The organism is Micromonospora sp. NPDC048830 (assembly GCF_043198215.1).
GTDB lineage: Bacteria > Actinomycetota > Actinomycetes > Mycobacteriales > Micromonosporaceae > Micromonospora.
In genome coordinates, this window is record NZ_JBICUP010000064.1 from 1 (window position 1) to 16417 (window position 16417).

General features: G+C 66.9%; 16 protein-coding genes. 14 read left to right on the top strand and 2 right to left on the bottom strand.

Annotation, left to right across the window (positions count from 1 at the left end; translation table 11 throughout):
• A partial coding sequence (locus ACGFIZ_RS31290) for a hypothetical protein (RefSeq protein WP_393425993.1) occupies positions 1 to 265 on the top strand: 265 nt, incomplete at its 5' end.
• A 57-nt stretch (positions 266 to 322) separates the two neighbouring features.
• Here the strand turns inward: ACGFIZ_RS31290 and ACGFIZ_RS31295 are convergent.
• Positions 323 to 1063: a GntR family transcriptional regulator gene (locus tag ACGFIZ_RS31295; protein ID WP_393425996.1), complete on the bottom strand. Its 741-nt coding sequence runs from the start codon at positions 1061 to 1063 to the stop codon at positions 323 to 325.
• Between the two features lie 74 nt (positions 1064 to 1137).
• Here ACGFIZ_RS31295 and iolC point away from each other — a divergent pair, with 74 nt between their 5' ends.
• The 10 genes from iolC (at position 1138) to ACGFIZ_RS31345 (ending at position 11239) form a co-directional block, all read left to right on the top strand.
• The gene (iolC, locus tag ACGFIZ_RS31300; protein WP_393425999.1) at positions 1138 to 2121 is read left to right on the top strand and encodes a 5-dehydro-2-deoxygluconokinase; all 984 of its coding nucleotides are present in this window, start codon (positions 1138 to 1140) and stop codon (positions 2119 to 2121) included.
• Positions 2122 to 2137: 16 nt separating this feature from the next.
• Complete coding sequence (locus tag ACGFIZ_RS31305) at positions 2138 to 3022, top strand: aldolase (protein WP_393426002.1); 885 nt, start codon at positions 2138 to 2140, stop codon at positions 3020 to 3022.
• The gene (locus ACGFIZ_RS31310; protein WP_393426005.1) at positions 3022 to 4530 is read left to right on the top strand and encodes a CoA-acylating methylmalonate-semialdehyde dehydrogenase; all 1509 of its coding nucleotides are present in this window, start codon (positions 3022 to 3024) and stop codon (positions 4528 to 4530) included. The genes ACGFIZ_RS31305 and ACGFIZ_RS31310 overlap by 1 nt, the downstream gene beginning before the upstream one ends.
• Positions 4531 to 4708: 178 nt before the next feature.
• Positions 4709 to 5758 carry a sugar ABC transporter substrate-binding protein gene (locus ACGFIZ_RS31315; protein WP_393426008.1) on the top strand — a complete coding sequence of 350 codons (1050 nt, stop codon included), beginning with the start codon at positions 4709 to 4711 and terminating at the stop codon, positions 5756 to 5758.
• Positions 5759 to 5763: 5 nt separating this feature from the next.
• Positions 5764 to 7317 carry a sugar ABC transporter ATP-binding protein gene (locus ACGFIZ_RS31320; RefSeq protein ID WP_393426073.1) on the top strand — a complete coding sequence of 518 codons (1554 nt, stop codon included), beginning with the start codon at positions 5764 to 5766 and terminating at the stop codon, positions 7315 to 7317.
• Entirely contained in the window at positions 7314 to 8342 is a 1029-nt protein-coding gene (locus ACGFIZ_RS31325; protein WP_393426011.1) for an ABC transporter permease, read from the top strand. The genes ACGFIZ_RS31320 and ACGFIZ_RS31325 overlap by 4 nt, the downstream gene beginning before the upstream one ends.
• 44 nt (positions 8343 to 8386) lie before the next feature.
• Complete coding sequence (locus ACGFIZ_RS31330) at positions 8387 to 8878, top strand: nuclear transport factor 2 family protein (RefSeq protein ID WP_393426014.1); 492 nt, start codon at positions 8387 to 8389, stop codon at positions 8876 to 8878.
• Complete coding sequence (locus ACGFIZ_RS31335; RefSeq protein WP_145772588.1) at positions 8875 to 9069, top strand: hypothetical protein; 195 nt, start codon at positions 8875 to 8877, stop codon at positions 9067 to 9069. The genes ACGFIZ_RS31330 and ACGFIZ_RS31335 overlap by 4 nt, the downstream gene beginning before the upstream one ends.
• On the top strand, positions 9066 to 10475 hold the full coding sequence (locus tag ACGFIZ_RS31340) for an amidase (protein ID WP_393426017.1): 1410 nt from the start codon (positions 9066 to 9068) through the stop codon (positions 10473 to 10475). Before ACGFIZ_RS31335 ends, ACGFIZ_RS31340 begins: the two co-directional genes overlap by 4 nt.
• Positions 10476 to 10876: 401 nt before the next feature.
• The gene (locus ACGFIZ_RS31345; RefSeq protein WP_393426020.1) at positions 10877 to 11239 is read left to right on the top strand and encodes a transposase family protein; all 363 of its coding nucleotides are present in this window, start codon (positions 10877 to 10879) and stop codon (positions 11237 to 11239) included.
• Positions 11240 to 11308: 69 nt separating this feature from the next.
• Here ACGFIZ_RS31345 and ACGFIZ_RS31350 read toward each other — a convergent pair whose 3' ends face one another.
• A complete protein-coding gene (locus ACGFIZ_RS31350; protein WP_393426023.1) occupies positions 11309 to 12226 on the bottom strand; it encodes a LysR substrate-binding domain-containing protein in 918 nt (305 codons plus the stop codon).
• 217 nt (positions 12227 to 12443) lie between these two features.
• Here ACGFIZ_RS31350 and ACGFIZ_RS31355 point away from each other — a divergent pair, with 217 nt between their 5' ends.
• Genes ACGFIZ_RS31355 through ACGFIZ_RS31365 form a run of 3 tightly spaced genes read left to right on the top strand, consistent with a single transcriptional unit; the run spans position 12444 to position 16410 of the window.
• A complete protein-coding gene (locus ACGFIZ_RS31355) occupies positions 12444 to 14057 on the top strand; it encodes an ABC transporter substrate-binding protein (RefSeq protein WP_393426026.1) in 1614 nt (537 codons plus the stop codon).
• Positions 14058 to 14096: 39 nt separating this feature from the next.
• The gene (locus ACGFIZ_RS31360; RefSeq protein WP_393426076.1) at positions 14097 to 15437 is read left to right on the top strand and encodes an MmgE/PrpD family protein; all 1341 of its coding nucleotides are present in this window, start codon (positions 14097 to 14099) and stop codon (positions 15435 to 15437) included.
• On the top strand, positions 15430 to 16410 hold the full coding sequence (locus ACGFIZ_RS31365) for an ABC transporter permease (RefSeq protein WP_393426029.1): 981 nt from the start codon (positions 15430 to 15432) through the stop codon (positions 16408 to 16410). Before ACGFIZ_RS31360 ends, ACGFIZ_RS31365 begins: the two co-directional genes overlap by 8 nt.
• The last annotated feature ends 7 nt before the right edge of the window (positions 16411 to 16417 follow it).

Genomic DNA, 16417 nt, shown 5'->3' on the forward strand with positions numbered 1-16417 from the left:
ATCCGTCAACTCATCACTCGAGCCCGAACCCTCTACCGCTGGGACGCCCGACCCACCACTCGCAGACTCAGATGACACCTATTGCCGGTCGCTCTATATCGAAGCAAAGCTGCGGAACGCAGGCGTGACCGAGGAGATCCGCCGCAGGCGGCGCAGCAGCAAACGCAGGGCGGGGAAGGCCCTCAACAAGTCCTCACGGGACATGACCAAAAAGACGCTCGAAGCGTACGAACGAGGCGACTTTCCCCACACGAATCCTCCGTGACACCGTCACAGACAGTCAAGCAACTACACCCCTTGACAACCGATCCTCTAGAGGGAATCAGCGGTCGACGAGTGTGGTCTCGAACGAGTAGAGGTCGGGTCGGTATACGTGGTTGCAGTACTCGACGATCCTTCCGGCACTGTCGTAGCTGGTGCGGCTCATGGTCAGCAGAGGCGCGCCACGTGCCTGGCGGAGGAGGCGCGCTTCGTCGCCTTCGGCGCGCCTGGCTCCGATGCGTTGACGGGCGACTTGCATATGGACGCCGTGTTGGCGCAATGAGCCGTACAGTCCGCCGTTCTCGAGGTCGAACGACTCCAGATCCGCAACCGTTGTCGGGATGTAGTTGGTCATGATGGCTAGCGGTTCCTCGCCGATAAAACGTAGCCGCCTCAGATGCCAGACCTTGTCGCCGGGATTGAGCGCGAGGGCCGTGCGCGCCGGTTCATCGGCGACGATCCGCTCCAGGCGCAGGATGTCGCTGCGCGGATCCTGGTTCGCCGAGGCGAGGTCATCGTACAGGCTGGTGAGCCCGACCGAGCGACGCACCTTGCTCTGTACGACCTGCGTGCCCACGCCCCTCTTTCGCACGACCAGGCCCTTGTTCACCAGCGTCTGGATCGCCTGTCGCATGGTGGGACGCGACAGGCCCAACTCTGCGGCAAGCGTGACCTCGTTCTCGACCTTCTCGCCCGGGGCGAGCACGCCCTGATTGATGGCGGCCTCGATCTGCTCGGCCACCTGGAAGTACAGCGGGATCGGGCTCGAGCGGTCGACGACGATCTGAAGCGGGTTGGTCACGAGTGCAGCATACCGACCGGCATGCCTGGAAGTCCTTATGTAAGGACAAAGCTTGACAGCGGCGGGGGTGGTCGGTGAGACTTGCGATCGTGCCTGAATGTAAAGACAAACACGTCGACCAGTACGACGTCGTCACTGTAGGACGGATCGGTGTCGACCTGTACCCCGAGCAGTCCGGCGTCGGGCTCGACGAGGTGGAGACCTTCCGCAAGTTCCTGGGTGGCACTGCCACCAACGTCGCGGTTGCTGCGGCCCGGCTCGGCAATCGGGCGGCGGTCGTCACGGGTGTCGGGGGCGACCCGTTCGGCTCTTTCGCCGTCCGTGCCCTGGAGCGCTTCGGCGTGGCGACGGAGTTCGTGAAGACGGTGCCGGACCTGGCGACGCCGATCACGTTCTGCGAGCTGTTCCCGCCCGACGACTTCCCGCTGTACTTCTACCGGGCGCCTGTCGCGCCGGATCTGATGATCGGGGAGGACGACCTGGATCGTGCCGCGATCAGCGAGGCTCGACTGCTGTGGCTGACGGCCAGCGGGTTGAGTCGTGAGCCCAGCCGGAGCGCTCACCATGCGATCGCGCGTGCCCGGCGGGACCGGCCGGGGCTCACCGTCCTCGACCTCGACTACCGCCCAACCTTCTGGCCGTCGCCGGATGAGGCGGCGGCACGGATCGCGGAGCTGCTGCCCTACGTCGACGTTGCTCTCGGCAACACCCAGGAGTGTGCGGTCGCCGTAGGCCCCGGGAGTCCGGAGGAACTGGCGGCCCGCCTCCACGAACGCGGCGTCGAACTCGCGATCGTGAAGCAAGGGCCGGATGGCGTGCTCGGTTCGCGAGCCGGCGACGTCGTCCACGTCGCCGTGACGCCCGTGGCCGTGGTCAACGGACTCGGGGCGGGGGACGCGTTCGGCGGAGTCGTATGCCACGGGCTCCTGCACGGCTGGGAACTCGTGGAGATGCTCGAGATCGCCGGTCGCGCCGGGGCCCACGTGGTCGGTCGTCTCGGATGCGCCGACGAGATGCCGGTGCTCGCCGATCTCCTTGCGCCAACCCCAGAAGCCTGACTCGGACGGAGTGCATATGACGGTGGTAGGAATTGATGAAGTGCGCGATCTCGTTCGCATGCGCGCAACGGATCCGGGGCGGATCAAGCAGCTCCTCGCCCAGCGCGCCATGCCGCAGCTCTGGCGGAGTAGTGAGAAGCGACTGATGATGGTCGCCGCCGATCATCCGGCGCGCGGTGCGTTGGGCGCCGGCTCCGACGCTCTGGCCATGGCGAACCGGGTCGGCCTGCTCGACCGACTCGTGCGTGCGCTTGCGCACAGTGGTGTCGACGGCGTCCTCGGCACCGCGGACGTGATCGAAGACCTTCTGCTCCTGGGTGCGCTCGAAGGCAAGGTCGTGATCGGCTCGATGAACCGTGGTGGCATCGCCAACACGTCGTTCGAGATCGACGATCGATTCACCGGCTACTCTGCCGACGCCATAGCCGCGGCCGGACTCCAAGGCGGGAAGATGCTGCTTCGCATCGATCCGGAGGACCTGGCGACGCCATCGACCCTCCACGCGTGCGGCGCAGCCGTCGACGACCTTGCCCGGCACGGTCTGATGGCGATGATCGAGCCCTTCATCTCCCGGCGGGCCAACGGACGGCTGGCCAATGACCTGAGCGTGACGGAGGCCATCCGGGCGGCCACGATCGCGGCCGGCCTCGGCTCCACCTCGGCGTATACATGGTTGAAGCTGCCGGTGGTAGCCGACATGGAGGCCCTGCTGTCCTCGACGACCATGCCTGTGCTGTTGCTCGGCGGCGAGGTGGGGCCGGACCAGGCCGCGCAGTTCGACTCCTGGTCCGCAGCGCTCGAGAGTCCGAACGTGCGTGGCCTGGTCGTGGGCAGGTCGATGCTCTACCCAGCCGACGGCGACGTCGAGTCGGCGGTCGACGCCGCGGTGAGGATGCTCTGATGGCGATCGAGACGACAACGTACGACCACATCATCGGCGGCAGCAGGTACGCAGGACAGGGCGATCGGGTCGCGGACGTCTATGACCCGGCGACGGGTGCGACGACGCGCCGGGTCAGACTCGCCTCGGAGGCTGATGCCGACGCTGCGGTGGCAAGCGCCGCCAAGGCTTACGAGTCGTGGGCGGAGGCGTCGGTCACGGCACGTTCCCGGGTCATGTACGCGTTCCGCCAGCTCCTCGTGGAGCATGAGACCGACCTCGCGGAGGTGATCTCCGCCGAACACGGGAAGACGATCGACGACGCGCGGGGAGAGGTCGTGCGCGGACGCGAGGTGGTGGAGTTCGCGTGCGGAATCCCCGAGCTGCTCAAGGGCGAGTACAGCGATCAGGTCTCGACCGGTGTGGACACGTTCACGTTCCGGCAGCCGCTCGGCGTGGTGGCCGGGATCACTCCGTTCAACTTCCCGGCGATGGTCCCGTTGTGGATGCACCCGATCGCGATCGCCACGGGCAACACGTTCGTCTTGAAACCGTCCGAGCGGGTACCGGGCGCCTCCGACCTCATCGCTCGCTTGTACGCCGAAGCGGGACTACCGGCCGGCGTCTTCAACGTGCTCCATGGTGACCGAGTCGCGGTGGATGCGTTGCTGAGGCACCGGGACGTCGCCGCGGTCTCGTTCGTCGGGTCGACGCCGGTGGCCCGCTACGTCCACCAGACCGCCAGCGCGGCGGGGAAACGGGTACAGGCGCTGGGGGGCGCGAAGAATCACGCGGTGGTGATGCCCGACGCCGATCTCGACCACGCGGCGCGCCAGATCCTCGCGGCCGCCTACGGCTCGGCGGGTCAGCGATGCATGGCCATCTCGGCCGTTCTCGCGGTCGGTGGCATCGCCGACGAACTCGTCGCGAAGATCCGTGACCTCACCCTCGGCCTGAGGGTGGGCCCCGGCACCTCGCCTGACTCCGACCTCGGGCCGGTGATCTCCCCGGTTGCCCGTGACCGCGTCGTCGGGTACGTCGACGAGGCGGAGCGGGACGGTGCCGACGTGGTGGTCGACGGGCGAGGCACGACGGTTCCAGGCCACGACGAGGGCTTCTTCGTCGGTCCTACCTTGCTTGATCAGGTCTCCAGCACGATGAGCGCGTACCAGGACGAGGTGTTCGGACCGTTGCTCTGCGTCCTGCGGGTGCCGAGTCTAGGCACGGCGTTGGAACTCGTGAACGCCAATCCCTATGGCAACGGGACGGCGGTGTTCACCGCCTCGGGTGGGGTTGCCCGGACCTTCCAACGGCAGGTCAAGGCAGGGATGGTCGGTGTCAACGTGCCGGTGCCCGTCCCGATGGCGTTCCACTCCTTCGGTGGATGGAAGGACTCGCGTTTCGCCGACCACCACATCCATGGGCCCGAGGGCGTGCGGTTCTACACCCAGGCCAAGGTCGTCACCACGAGGTGGCCTGAACGTGCAGACAGGGGCAGCACCGGCTTCGCCTTCCCCACTGCTAGCTAAGCGCTTCGCCTCCCTCACTGCTAGCTAAGTGCTTCGCCTTCCTCACTGCTAGCTAAGTAAAGACATAAGAACAAACTATTGACAGGACGACAGGCGGTGTCGAAGAGTGAGCCATCGACACGAGGCCCTAGTGGCTTCGAGCAGTTCCTGTGATCTCGGCACACACCCAAGGAGTGACATGTTGAGAATCAAGCGACCCGGGGCCCTGGTGGCGTTCATCGCGGCCGGCGCCTTGATGCTGAGCGCCTGCGGATCGGACGACGGATCCGGTGACGGAGCCGGCACGAGTGAGGGGAAAACGATCGGACTGGCGATGCCGTTCCTCTCCCAGGAGGGCTATGTCGTTCAGCAGAAGCTGACCCTGGCCGAGGCGAAGGACGCGGGCCTGCGCCTGCTGGAACCGACCGATGCCAAGCAGGACCCGGGCCGGCAGATCACCGATGTGCGAACGCTGATCACCAACGGCGCCGAGGGGCTCATCGTGGTCCCGATCGACTCCGACGCGATCGCGCCCGCTCTCGACTATGCGAAGGACAACGACGTGCCCGTCGTAGCGACGGACGTCGCGCCGTCGAGTGGCAAGGTGGCCATCACCGTCCGAGCAGACAATGCGCTCATGGGCAAGTCGGCGTGTGAGGAGATGGGCAGGCTGCTGAACGGCGCGGGCAAGGTGCTCGAACTCCAAGGTGACCTGGCCAGCATCAACGGCCTCGATCGGACCAACGGCTTCAACGACTGCATCAAGGAGAACTTCCCCGGCATCGCCGTCGTGTCCAAGCCCACCCACTGGAACGCCGACGAGGCCGCCAACCAGACCCAGTCGGTGATCAGTGCCGACGACGACATCACGGGTATCTACGTGCACTCCGACTGCGGCCTGCTGCCGTCGGTGATCAACGTGCTCAAGGGTGCGCACAAGTTGACGAAGGCCGGCGAGCCGGGGCACATCTCCATCGTCGCCATCGACGGCTGCCCCTTCGGTCTCGACCAGATCCGGCAGGGATACCTGGACGCCACGGTCTCGCAGCCGATCGACAAGTACGCCGAGTACGGCATCGACTACCTCGCCCGAGCGATGAAGGGGGAGACCTTCGAGGAGGGCAAGACCGACCACGACAGCACCATCGTCGTCAACAACGGCAACCCGGAGGACCTGTTGCCCTCACCTCTCGTCACGAAGGCGAACGTTGACGACGCCTCGCTGTTCGGGAACAACGCGAACTCGTGAGCTCGATGGCGATGAAGGGTGGGCCGGGGGAGTACGACCCAGGCCCAGCCACCCTCTATGTCGAGGCGGTCACCAAGCGTTACGGCGCCACTCAAGCGCTCGCCGACGGCGCGCTCACGGTCCGGCGGGGCAGCTCGCACGCTCTTGTCGGTCGTAACGGCGCCGGCAAGTCGACCCTGGTGTCGATCGTCTCCGGCCTGGAGTCCGCCGACAGCGGGATCGTGCGCATCGACGGCGAACCGGTGCCGCCGGTGGCCGACCGCAACGCCTGGAAGTCGCTCGTCTCGTGCGTCTACCAGCGGCCGTCGGTCGTCCCCGGCGCCTCCGTGGCGGAGAACCTCTTCCTCAACGAGCAGCCGACCACCCGGTTCGGCGCCATCGACTGGAAGCGGATGCGTCGGCAGGCTCGGGAGGAGTTGGAGCGCTGGGACATCCGGATTCCAGTGGACACCGATGTGGCAGACCTGGGGCTCGAACAGCGGCGCATCATCGAGATCGCCCGTGCCCTGAAGCGCCGCACTCCGCTGTTGATCCTCGACGAGCCGACTGCCGAGCTCGAAGGGCCTGAGATCAAGCGGCTCCTGTCGGTCCTCAATCAGCTGCGCGAGTCCGGTCTCACCTTCTTGTACATATCCCACCACCTCGCCGAGATGTACGAGGTCTGCGACGACGTGACGATCCTGCGCAATGGGCGCACGGTCGCCGCAGGAGCACTGAGCTCCTTCGCGGAGCATCAAGTGATCGAGGCTATGGTCGGCGAGGACTCGGCAGCCCCCACCGCGCGACTCGGCGCAGCCGGGGAGTCGTCGCCGATCCTGCTCGACGTTCGTGCCCTGACCTGGCAACGAGATCTGCCCGGAGTGGATCTGCAGCTGCGCGAGGGGGAGATCCTAGGCGTGGCGGGACAGGCAGGAGCCGGCGGATTCGAGCTGGCCCAGAGTCTCGCCGGCCTTCGTCCGGTCGTGTCGGGAAACGTGGCACTGCGTGGCGTGGCCCTGCCCTTCGGCCGGGTCGACGCGGCGATCAAGGCCGGCATCGGCTTCGTGCCCCAGGACCGGCACCGAAGCGGCTTCGTGGCAGGGATGTCCGTCGCCGAGAACCTCACCTTGAGCGTCTTGCCGGCACTGGGTCCGGCAGGATTCGTCGGGCGCGCTCGTCAGCGGCGTCTCGCCGCGGAGCTGGTCAACTCCTGCGGGGTGGTCACCTCCGACCTGCAGACCCCGGTCAAGGCGCTCAGCGGAGGCAACCAGCAGAAGGTGGTCGTCGGGAGGGCCCTCGCATCGGACCCGGACGTCCTGGTGCTCGAGCGTCCCACGCAGGGTGTGGACGTCGCCTCGCGTGACGCTCTCATGCACCGCGTCGAGCAGTTTGTCGCGGACGGCAGGGCCGCAATCGTCGTCTCAGACGAGATCGACGAGCTCCGTTACTGCGACCGGGTGCTCGTGATCGTGCAGAACCGCTTTACCGCCGAGTTCACCTCAGGATGGGAGGACTCCGAGCTCGTGGCAGCGATCGAAGGACTGAGTCAGCAGAACACACACGTGGAGAACCCCTCATGAGCGCGTACACCTCGACGTCTGCCTCCGCCCTGCCCGGGCGCGAACGCGGCGGCTGGCCGGCAGCCGCAGTTCCGTTCTTCCGGAACTTCGCCCTGGTGCCGGCTCTCGTTGCGGCGGTCGTGGTCGGCGCTGTGCTCAACGACCGGTTCCTGACCGCCCGGAATCTGATCAATGTGCTCCAGCAGTCCTCTGAGCTGGCCGTCGTCGTCGTGGCGCTGTCGCTTGTGCTGTTGGTCGGCCGGATCGACCTGTCCTTGGAATCGACCTTCGGTTTGTCGGCCATGGTCGCGGCGTTGCTGGTGGTCCCGGCGGCGACGGGCGGTTACGGGGTGGAGCTGAACCCCGTCCTGGGCATCCTGGTAGCACTGGGCGTAGGTGTGGCGTTCGGTGCCGTGAACGGCGGCCTGATCGTGTACCTGAAGCTGAACGCCTTCGTCGCGACCTTGGCGATGATGATCCTGTTGCGGGGCCTGGTGCTCGGAGTGGGAAGCGGCAAGACCGTCTTCGGGCTGCCCGACGTCATCCTCTGGCTCGGGTCGGGCTCCGTCCTGGGGATCCCCGTCTCGGTCTACATCGCGGGCATCCTGTTCCTGAGTGTGGGGGTGTTCCTGCGCTACCACCGGATCGGCCGGGCGATCTACGCCATCGGTGGCAATCCCGACGCCGCGCGCGCCGCCGGCATCCGGGTACAGCGAGTGCTCTTCGGCATCTTCGTCTTCGGCGGGGCGATGGCCGCCCTCGCCGGCCTGATGCAGGCCGGCCGGCTCGGTGCCGTCACCGCGGTGCAAGGACAGAACCTGATCTTCACCGCCGTCGCTGCCTCGGTCATCGGCGGGATCAGCCTCAACGGCGGCCGGGGTTCGATGTTCGGTGCGCTGACCGGTGTCCTCACCCTGGGAGTCGTCTCCAACGTGCTGACCCTCTCCCAGGTGCCGTCCTTCTGGATCGATGCGGCGTACGGCGTGATCATTCTCGTCGCACTGATCATGTCCCGGTTGACCAGCGGCGAGGGCCAGACGATGTGACCCCACCCGCACACCCGAGTTCATCGCAGAAAGGAAGCGCACTCATGACCATCGCTCTGGAGGAGCGGATCCGCAGGCTCGAGTCCCATGAGGAGATCCGCCGGCTCAAGGCCCACTACGCCTACCTGTGTGACACCGGCGCGGACGCCGACCGATACCTGGAGCTCTTCACCGAGGACGGCGCCTGGATCGGCGACCACGGCTTCGGAGAGCACCGGGGCACCGAAGCGCTCAGGCGGTTCTACGCCGACTCGGCGGGGCGGATGAGTTGGGCGTTCCATGTCATCGTGGCGCCGCACATCGAGCTCAGCGAGGACGGGAACTCGGCGAAGGTCCGCTGGTACCTGTGGCAGCCGTCGACGGTCAACGGCAGGGGCGACCACTGGGTCTCGGGATGGTACGACGACACCATGCGCATCGAGGACGGCCGCTGGAAGTTCGCGGAGATGCGGCTGCGGTTCGCCACCATTGCTCCGTTCGACGCCGGCTGGAGCGCGGCGCAGTTCGGCCCGTTCGCGGCATCAGCAGCCTCATGAGCACCGACGACGAGCTCAGCTCGGCGGACCGGCTGGTGCGTGACATGGCACGTCTCGTGGATCTGGACCTGTCCGACGAACGTGCTCGGGTCGATCGAGCCCACCTGGAGTCCCTGCTACCGGCGGCGAACGAGCTGAGCCGGTTCGTCGACTCCCGGCCGCACCTTCCTCTCTACCGGGCACCGCAGTGAGTGCGCACACCGTCGCCGACCTCGACATCGTGACGCTGCGCACGCTGCTGGCCAGCGGCGAGGTCAGCTCCCGGGAAGCCACCCAGGCATGCCTGGACCGCATCGAGGAACTGGACGAGACGCTCAACGCCTTCGTCCAGGTGGATCACACCCGGGCACTGGAGGTCGCCGACGCCTTGGACACGATGCGACGTGCCGGGCATGTGCTCGGCGAACTGCACGGCGTCCCTCTCGCGCTCAAGGACAACATCTCGCAGGCCGGATACGTCAATGCGGCGGGCAGCGCGATTCTCGCGGGAGACGTCGCGTCGTCGGACGCGACCGTCGTAGAGCGGCTGAAGCGAGCGGGAGCGGTGATCCTGGGCCGCCTGAACATGCACGAGTTCGCCCAAGGGGTCACGACGTACAACCCGCACACCGGCCCCACCCGGAATCCGTGGGATGTCGGCCGCTCGCCGGGCGGATCCAGCGGTGGGTCGGGGGTCGCCGTCGCAGCGCGCGAGGTCTTCGGAGCCCTGGGCACCGATACCGGTTGCTCGGTCCGGCTCCCGGCGGCGTTCAACGGCGTCACCGGCATTCGCCCGACCATCGGTCGGGTGAGCAACTCCGGTGTCACGCCCCTGGCCTGGAGCATGGACACCGTAGGCCCCTTGGCGCGTACGGCCGAAGACTGCGGGACGATCCTGCGGGCGATCGCGGGACACGACTCGAAGGACCCGGCCACGTCCATGCGCCCGGTCGCGCTCCGGCCGGCTGAACCCACCAACCTTCGAGTCGCCGTGCTGGCCCCCGGCGCCGACCGGCCTACCGACCCGGATGTCCAGAAGGCGCTCGACGCGGCCCTGTCACCGTTGGGCTCCTTCAGCGCCGTCGTCGAGACGGTGCACATCGACGACCTCGAGCACGCCATCACCGCGCTCAAGGTGGTCAACATGGCAGAACCCGCCGGGACGCACGGCCGGTGGCTGCGCACCCGCGCCGACGAGTACGGTGACGACCTACGTACTCTCATGGAAGGCGCCGAGCTGTTTCTGGCGAGTCACTACATTCAAGCGCAGCGCTACCGGAGCCATCTGCAGTCGCTGCTGGACGACGTCTTGCGTAGCTTCGACGTCTTGGTGACGCCTACCGTCGAGTTCGGAGCACCCCCGCTCGGTGCGGAGGAGATCACGCTTCCGAGCGGGCAGACGGTGGACGTCATCACGGGAGTGCTGCGCTACAATGCGATCCCCTCGCTGACCGGACTCCCCGCCATCAGCCTCCCAGCCGGATTCACCGAAGACGGACTGCCGATCGGGATGCAGCTGATCGGCCGGGCCTTCGAGGAGGACCTTCTCGTGGTGGCGGCGGCGTCCTATCAACAGCTGACCTCGTGGCATGCACGATCGCCGGTGCCACACTCCTGACGGGCTTCTCCGCACGGGTCGGTGCTTCCCGCACACACAGCGCGGGCGGGTGACCACAGCTGTGGCCACCCGCCCGCGCTGTGGTGGGCGCAGGTCAGATCGCGCTGAACGTAGTGGTACCCACGTAGGTGCCGGGCACCAGGGTGGTCGGTGCCTCGATGACCAGACCGGCTCCGAGTCTGCTGGTGCCGAAGCCCGCTCCTGCGGCCGCGACTGCCAACGGACTGCTCACCGCGAGGCCACCACCGTTCTCGAATTCAGGCGCCACTGAGCTGGTCTTTTTACGCGTGCTCCGTGCGGCCCGCCAATAGGTCGACGTGCCCAGGGAACTGGTGCGCTACCTCGCCAGCCTGTTGGCCGCCGAGCGGTGTGCCCGGGGCACTCGACGTGGAACACGGGCGTTGACCTGCTTCTACCAGACGTTGCTCGTGTTGATCTGGTTCCGCAAGGCAGAGGACAAGACGCTGCTGGGCGCGGGGTTCGGCGTGTCGCGGGCAACCGCGTATCGGTACGTGGCCGAGGAAGTTGCGGTCCTCGCCGCGCGGGCGCCCGACTTTCATGAGGCGCTGCAGCGGGTCGCCGACGACGGCTGGTCGTACGTGATCCTCGACGGCAAGCCGTGTGACTGTGACCGGGCCGCGGAGACCACGGTCAGCGTCAAGGGCGACACCTTCGACGCGTGGTACTCCGGAAAGCACCGTGACTTCGGCGTGAAATCCAAGCATCCCGGCTGGTCCGGTGGGTGGCGCCGAATAGCCGTCTGAGGGTTTCGCCTCGTTCCGCTGATTGCCACTGCTGGCCTGGCCACGGATGAGGAAGGTGGACCGACCCTGTCAGTCCTCGCCCCGTAGTTCGTGCGCAACCTCGCGGACTGTTCTGCGCACCCACTGGTGGCCCACGTCGTCGGTACGGCGGGAGTGCCAGTACATCCGCTGGGTGATTGTGGGCAAATCGAGGGGGAGTGGGATGAACGCGATTCCCGCGGACTCGCTGAGCTCTCTCGCCAACCTGGCGTGCAGCATCGTCACCAGCCGCGTTCCACGCAGCAGGAAGGGCGCGGTCATGAGGCTCTCCGTGGCCATCTCCTCGCGCCGGGCGATTCCCAGGCGATCCAGGTGCTGGTCGACGAAGGAGTTCGGACCATGCGCTCGCCAGGCCAGATAGGGCTCATCCGCGAGAAGGCTGAGCGGGTCGCTCGTACCCCGCGCCGGGTGCTCCCTGCACATCGCCAGCACGAAGTGGTCGACGAAGATCGACTCCCCCGGGAAATGGCCGATTGACGTGGCGATTTCCTGCGGCAGGAAGAGCAGGTCGACCCGGTCCTGCCGCAGCTGGCTGGTGTAGTCCTCATGCACGGGCCCGACCACGAGTCGAATGTTCGGCGCCTGCTTCGCGAGCATGCCGACCAGATGCCGGAGGAGGATGACCGTTATGTAGTCGGTGGCGGCGATGGAGAACGTTCGAGCGTCGGACGCGGGCTCGAACGTCGGGCGCGTGGTCAATGTCTGCTCGATGTCCGCCAGGATGCTGCGGACCTTTGGGCGCAGCGCGTCGGCGTACGGCGTCGTCTGCAGGGTGCGGCCGGTGCGTACCAGCAGCGGGTCGTCCAGCATGCGTCGCAGCCGGTTGACCGCGTTGCTGACTGCGGGCTGGCTCATGTCCAGCCTCGCGGCCGCCCGGGTGATGTGCTGCTCGGCCAGGATGGTGTCCAGTACCACCAACAGATTTAAATCTATGCGACGTAGGTCCATGGCTCCCCCCATGTATTCACGACATGAATGATAGCTATACGAGATATCATCTTGTTGGATGACCGGATGGCGTCATAACTTAGCGCGAACGTCGCCGGGTTACCAGCATCAGCGGCGGTCCATTTGAGGAGTTCCCCTTCGGGACAGTGGATCAGAGGACGTGACTATGCGTGTCAGGTCAGCTCAACGGGATGGATCCGTCAGACCGTCGCCAACCATGCCCGCTCTTCGAGCCGTGGGGGCGGGGCTTGCCTCGCTCCTCATGCTCGCAGCTTGTTCGGGGGCGGGAGGGCAGCAGGGCTCAGGGGGTGACTCGAAGACCCTCATCCAGGTCATCTCCGGCGACCCCGCCACCCTGAACCCCGCCCTCACCACCGGCAACCCGGATCTCGCCGTCGGATGCAAGATCTTCGAAGGGCTCATCCGTCTCGACGACAAGTTGCAGGTCCAACCCGGTCTCGCGGAGCGCTGGGAGATCTCGGACGACCAGCTGACCTACACGTTCCACCTGCGCGAGGCCGTCAAGTGGCACGACGGGAAACCCTTCACCGCGGACGACGTCGTCTGGACCTACACGAACGTCACGTCGAAGTTCCACCCGAGGTCCGGGGACGCCTTCGGGCACGTGTCCTCGATCGAGGCGACGGACGACCGTACGGTGGTCATCAAACTGGCGGAGCCCTACGGTCCGTTCCTGCCGCTCCTGACATGTTCGAACGCGGCGGTGCTTCCGAAGCACGTCTACGGTGACGCGGAAGGCGACGAGATCCTGCGCCACCCGCGCAACAAGGAGAACCCGGTCGGAACAGGTCCGTTCAAGTTCGAGTCCTGGAAGACCGGCCGGCAGATCACGCTCACGAAGAACAAGGACTACTGGCGATCCTCGGAGGGGATGCCCTATCTCGACCGGGTGATCCTCCAGCCGATGTCCGACGCCCAGTCCGCCGCCGCCGCGCTCGAGGCGGGTGAGGTCGACGTGATCACGGACTACACCCTCGACATCCGGACCTTCGACAGACTCAAGGGCGCTGCCGGCATCAAGGGCCGGGAGAACACGAACTTCCCGGCGAACTACGTACTGATCTTCAACACCACGAAGGCGCCGTTCGACGACGCACGAGTGCGGCAGGCCGTTGCCTTCGCCCTGGACCGCGACTTCATCGTGGAGAAGGTGTTCCTCGGGTACAGCAACCCTGGCGTGAGTGCCATCGATACCCGGATCAAGTGGGCACACAACCCGAACATCGACTACCGAACCATGTACCCGCACAACCCGGCTCGCGCCGAGGAGTTGCTCGACGCCGCAGGCTACCGCCGAAAAGGATCGGGCGAGCGGTTCGCGATCACCGTCCCGTTCACCTCCGAGGAGTCGGCCTTCAACGACGTCGCTCAGATTCTGCGGGATCACCTCGGCAAGGTCGGCATCACCGTGAAGCTCGAGCCGCTCGAGCGCGCCGTGATGCTCAAGAAGGTCTTCGCCGAGAAGAACTTCGACGCCACGGTCCAGCGCTACACCACCCTGGGCGACCCGGCGATCGGGATCAAGCGGCTGTACGTGTCCTCCGCCATCGGTAAACAGCCGTTCACCAACGCTTCCGGGTACTCGAACCTGAAGGTGGACGAGCTCTTCCGGCAGGGCGAGAGCGTCGCGGGCTACGACGAGCGGGCCAAGCCGTACTTCGAGGTCCAGGAGATCCTGGCGCGGGACCTGCCGACCCTGGTGCTCAACGAGAACCCCACCAAGGACCTGGTTCGCGAGCAGGTCGAGGGCATGTGGAAGGCGCCCGACTCGATGGAGTGGTGGGAGACCGTCTCCATCGCGAGCGAGTGACGAGACCTCGGACGTCGAAGGACTGAAGCCGTGCACACGATGGTCCAGCAGTTGGCTGAGACGCTGCCCGCAGGGCTGACCGTGACGGACGCGCGGACCAGAGCCCGCCAGGCCGTCGTCGACACCTTGACCGCCATGATCGCAGGGGCCGGCACGACGGAGGCACAACTGGTTCGCGCCGCAGTCGGTCGCGGGGACACCGGCGCTCAGGCCGTCGTCGTCGGCACGGACCAGCGCAGGTCAGCGCCGGGGGCGGCGCTGTGCAACGGAACAGCCGCGCACGCCCTGGAAATCGACGACTTCGGAGGCTGCGGTCATTCCGGGGCGGTGGTGCTCCCGGCGGTCCTCGCGCTCTCCGAGGTGGTGCGGCCGTCGGGGACGGAGTTCCTGGACGCCGTCATCGCCGGGTACGAGGCGGCCGGTCGAGCCACCGCCCTGCTGGGCGGGTACCGCGCGCAGACCGACCGAGGCTGGCATGTCACGGGCACCTGCGGCGCGTTCGGGGCGGCGGCAGCGGCCGCCCGGCTCCTGGGGCTGAATGTCGGCGAGAGCGCCCACGCGCTCGCCATTGCCGGTAGCTGCACCGGCGGCGTGTGGGCGTTCCTCTCCGACGGGGCGATGACGAAGCGGTTGCACGCGGGGCGAGCAGCGCAGATTGGCGTGGAGTCGGCGCTCCTGGCGGCCGAGGGCTTCACCGGGCCCGCGGAGATCTTCGAGGCGAGCTTCGGGGGACTCGCCGACTGCATGGCCGGGGGAACCCTGGACGAGACCGCGCTGCGGCCTGAAACACAGCCCGCGATCCTTTCCGCGGGGTTCAAGAGGCACGCGGCGTGCCGCGGGGTGCACTGGGCGATCGACACGACTCTCGCGCTCATGCGGGAGGAGCACCTGGCCGGTGACGACGTCGCGGCCGTCCGGGTCGAGTGCCCGCCACATGCGCTACGGATGTTCGGGAGCTACCAGGTGGCCACCGCGATCTCGGCCCAGCTCAGTCTCCCCTTCGCCGTCTCCGCCGCGCTGCGGTACGGCGACCGGGTCAACGACGCCTACCGCGGTGCGGCCTGGCAGGACGACGCGGTGCGTCGTCACCTTGACAAGGTGGTGCTGTCGCCGGCCCACGAGTGTGGGCCGCAGGTGAGGATCCGCACGGTCGCCGGCCGCGACCTCGTTCGGGGCGTTCCGCCGACTCATGATGACTGCACCGGCGTGCTCGATGAGGCGTGCCTCGCGAGCAAGGTCGACGAGTGGGTTTCGCCCGTCCTGGGTCCGGACCGGGCGGCGCATTTGCTGGCGACGTGTCTCGGCCTCGACGAGTCGCCCTCGGTCGACGCGCTTCTCGACGTGGCCACTATCGACGAGAGGACTTCTACCGATGCGTGACCAGGCTCGGCTGATGGGATATGCCGCGGTGCGACTGCTGCAGGCGTTGCCCCTGATCCTGGGAGTCGTCTGCATTAACTTCCTGCTGGTCCAGCTCGCGCCGGGCGATCCTGTGACGGCACTGGTCGGCGATTTTCCGGCGCCACCGGAGTATGTCGCCGCCGTGCGCGCAGAGTACGGGCTGGACGAACCGCTCTACGAGCAACTGCTTCTCTACCTGCGGTCCCTGCTACAGGGTGACCTGGGCTACTCGTTCGCCCACCGAGAGTCGGTCGCCTCCCTGATCGGGGCCAGGATCGGACCGACGCTGCTGTTGGTGATCACGGCGATGGGGGTTGCCGCGATCGCCGGCGTGCTCCTCGGTGTCCTGGCGAGTGTCCGGCAGGGATCGACCCTGGACTCGGGCATCCAGTTCGTGTCGCTGGCCGGCTATGCCATCCCTGTCTTCTGGCTGGGCCAGATCCTCGTCATCTTCCTTTCTCTGCGGCTGGGGTGGTTCCCGACCGGCGGGATGGGCAGTATCCGCAATCCCGGCGAGGGCTTCGCGCGGGTGACGGAGGTCGCCACCTACCTGGTGCTTCCGGCGTTCGCGCTCTCCTGCCGTTACATCGCGCTGAACATGAGGATCACCAGAACGAGCATGCTGGAGACACTGCGCAAGGACTTCGTCGTCGCGGCGCGGGCGCGTGGCATGAGCGAGCGAGCGGTCGTGACCCGGCACGGTCTCCGGAACGCCCTGCTGCCGGTGGTGACGGTGATCGGCTACAACCTCGGCTTCGCGCTCAGCGGGTCCGTGCTGATCGAAACCGTCTTCAACTGGCCCGGCCTCGGCAGTCTGCTGTTCGAGGCGGTCACCGACCGGGACTATCCGGTCCTTCTCGGGGTCCTGCTGGTCATCACCCTGGGAGTCGTCGTCGCCAACCTGGTCACGGATCTCGTGTACGCGGTCCTCGACCCACGGATCCGGTACTGAGGTGGGG

Excerpts from the sequence above, each read along its gene's own strand:
- ACGFIZ_RS31305 (WP_393426002.1), top strand. The coding sequence starts at position 2,138 with ATGACGGTGGTAGGAATTGATGAAGTGCGCGATCTCGTTCGCATGCGC.
- ACGFIZ_RS31310 (WP_393426005.1), top strand. The coding sequence starts at position 3,022 with ATGGCGATCGAGACGACAACGTACGACCACATCATCGGCGGCAGCAGG.
- ACGFIZ_RS31315 (WP_393426008.1), top strand. The coding sequence starts at position 4,709 with ATGTTGAGAATCAAGCGACCCGGGGCCCTGGTGGCGTTCATCGCGGCC.
- ACGFIZ_RS31320 (WP_393426073.1), top strand. The coding sequence starts at position 5,764 with ATGGCGATGAAGGGTGGGCCGGGGGAGTACGACCCAGGCCCAGCCACC.
- ACGFIZ_RS31325 (WP_393426011.1), top strand. The coding sequence starts at position 7,314 with ATGAGCGCGTACACCTCGACGTCTGCCTCCGCCCTGCCCGGGCGCGAA.
- ACGFIZ_RS31330 (WP_393426014.1), top strand. The coding sequence starts at position 8,387 with ATGACCATCGCTCTGGAGGAGCGGATCCGCAGGCTCGAGTCCCATGAG.
- ACGFIZ_RS31335 (WP_145772588.1), top strand. The coding sequence starts at position 8,875 with ATGAGCACCGACGACGAGCTCAGCTCGGCGGACCGGCTGGTGCGTGAC.
- ACGFIZ_RS31350 (WP_393426023.1), bottom strand. The coding sequence starts at position 12,226 with ATGGACCTACGTCGCATAGATTTAAATCTGTTGGTGGTACTGGACACC.
- ACGFIZ_RS31355 (WP_393426026.1), top strand. The coding sequence starts at position 12,444 with ATGCCCGCTCTTCGAGCCGTGGGGGCGGGGCTTGCCTCGCTCCTCATG.
- ACGFIZ_RS31360 (WP_393426076.1), top strand. The coding sequence starts at position 14,097 with ATGGTCCAGCAGTTGGCTGAGACGCTGCCCGCAGGGCTGACCGTGACG.
- ACGFIZ_RS31365 (WP_393426029.1), top strand. The coding sequence starts at position 15,430 with ATGCGTGACCAGGCTCGGCTGATGGGATATGCCGCGGTGCGACTGCTG.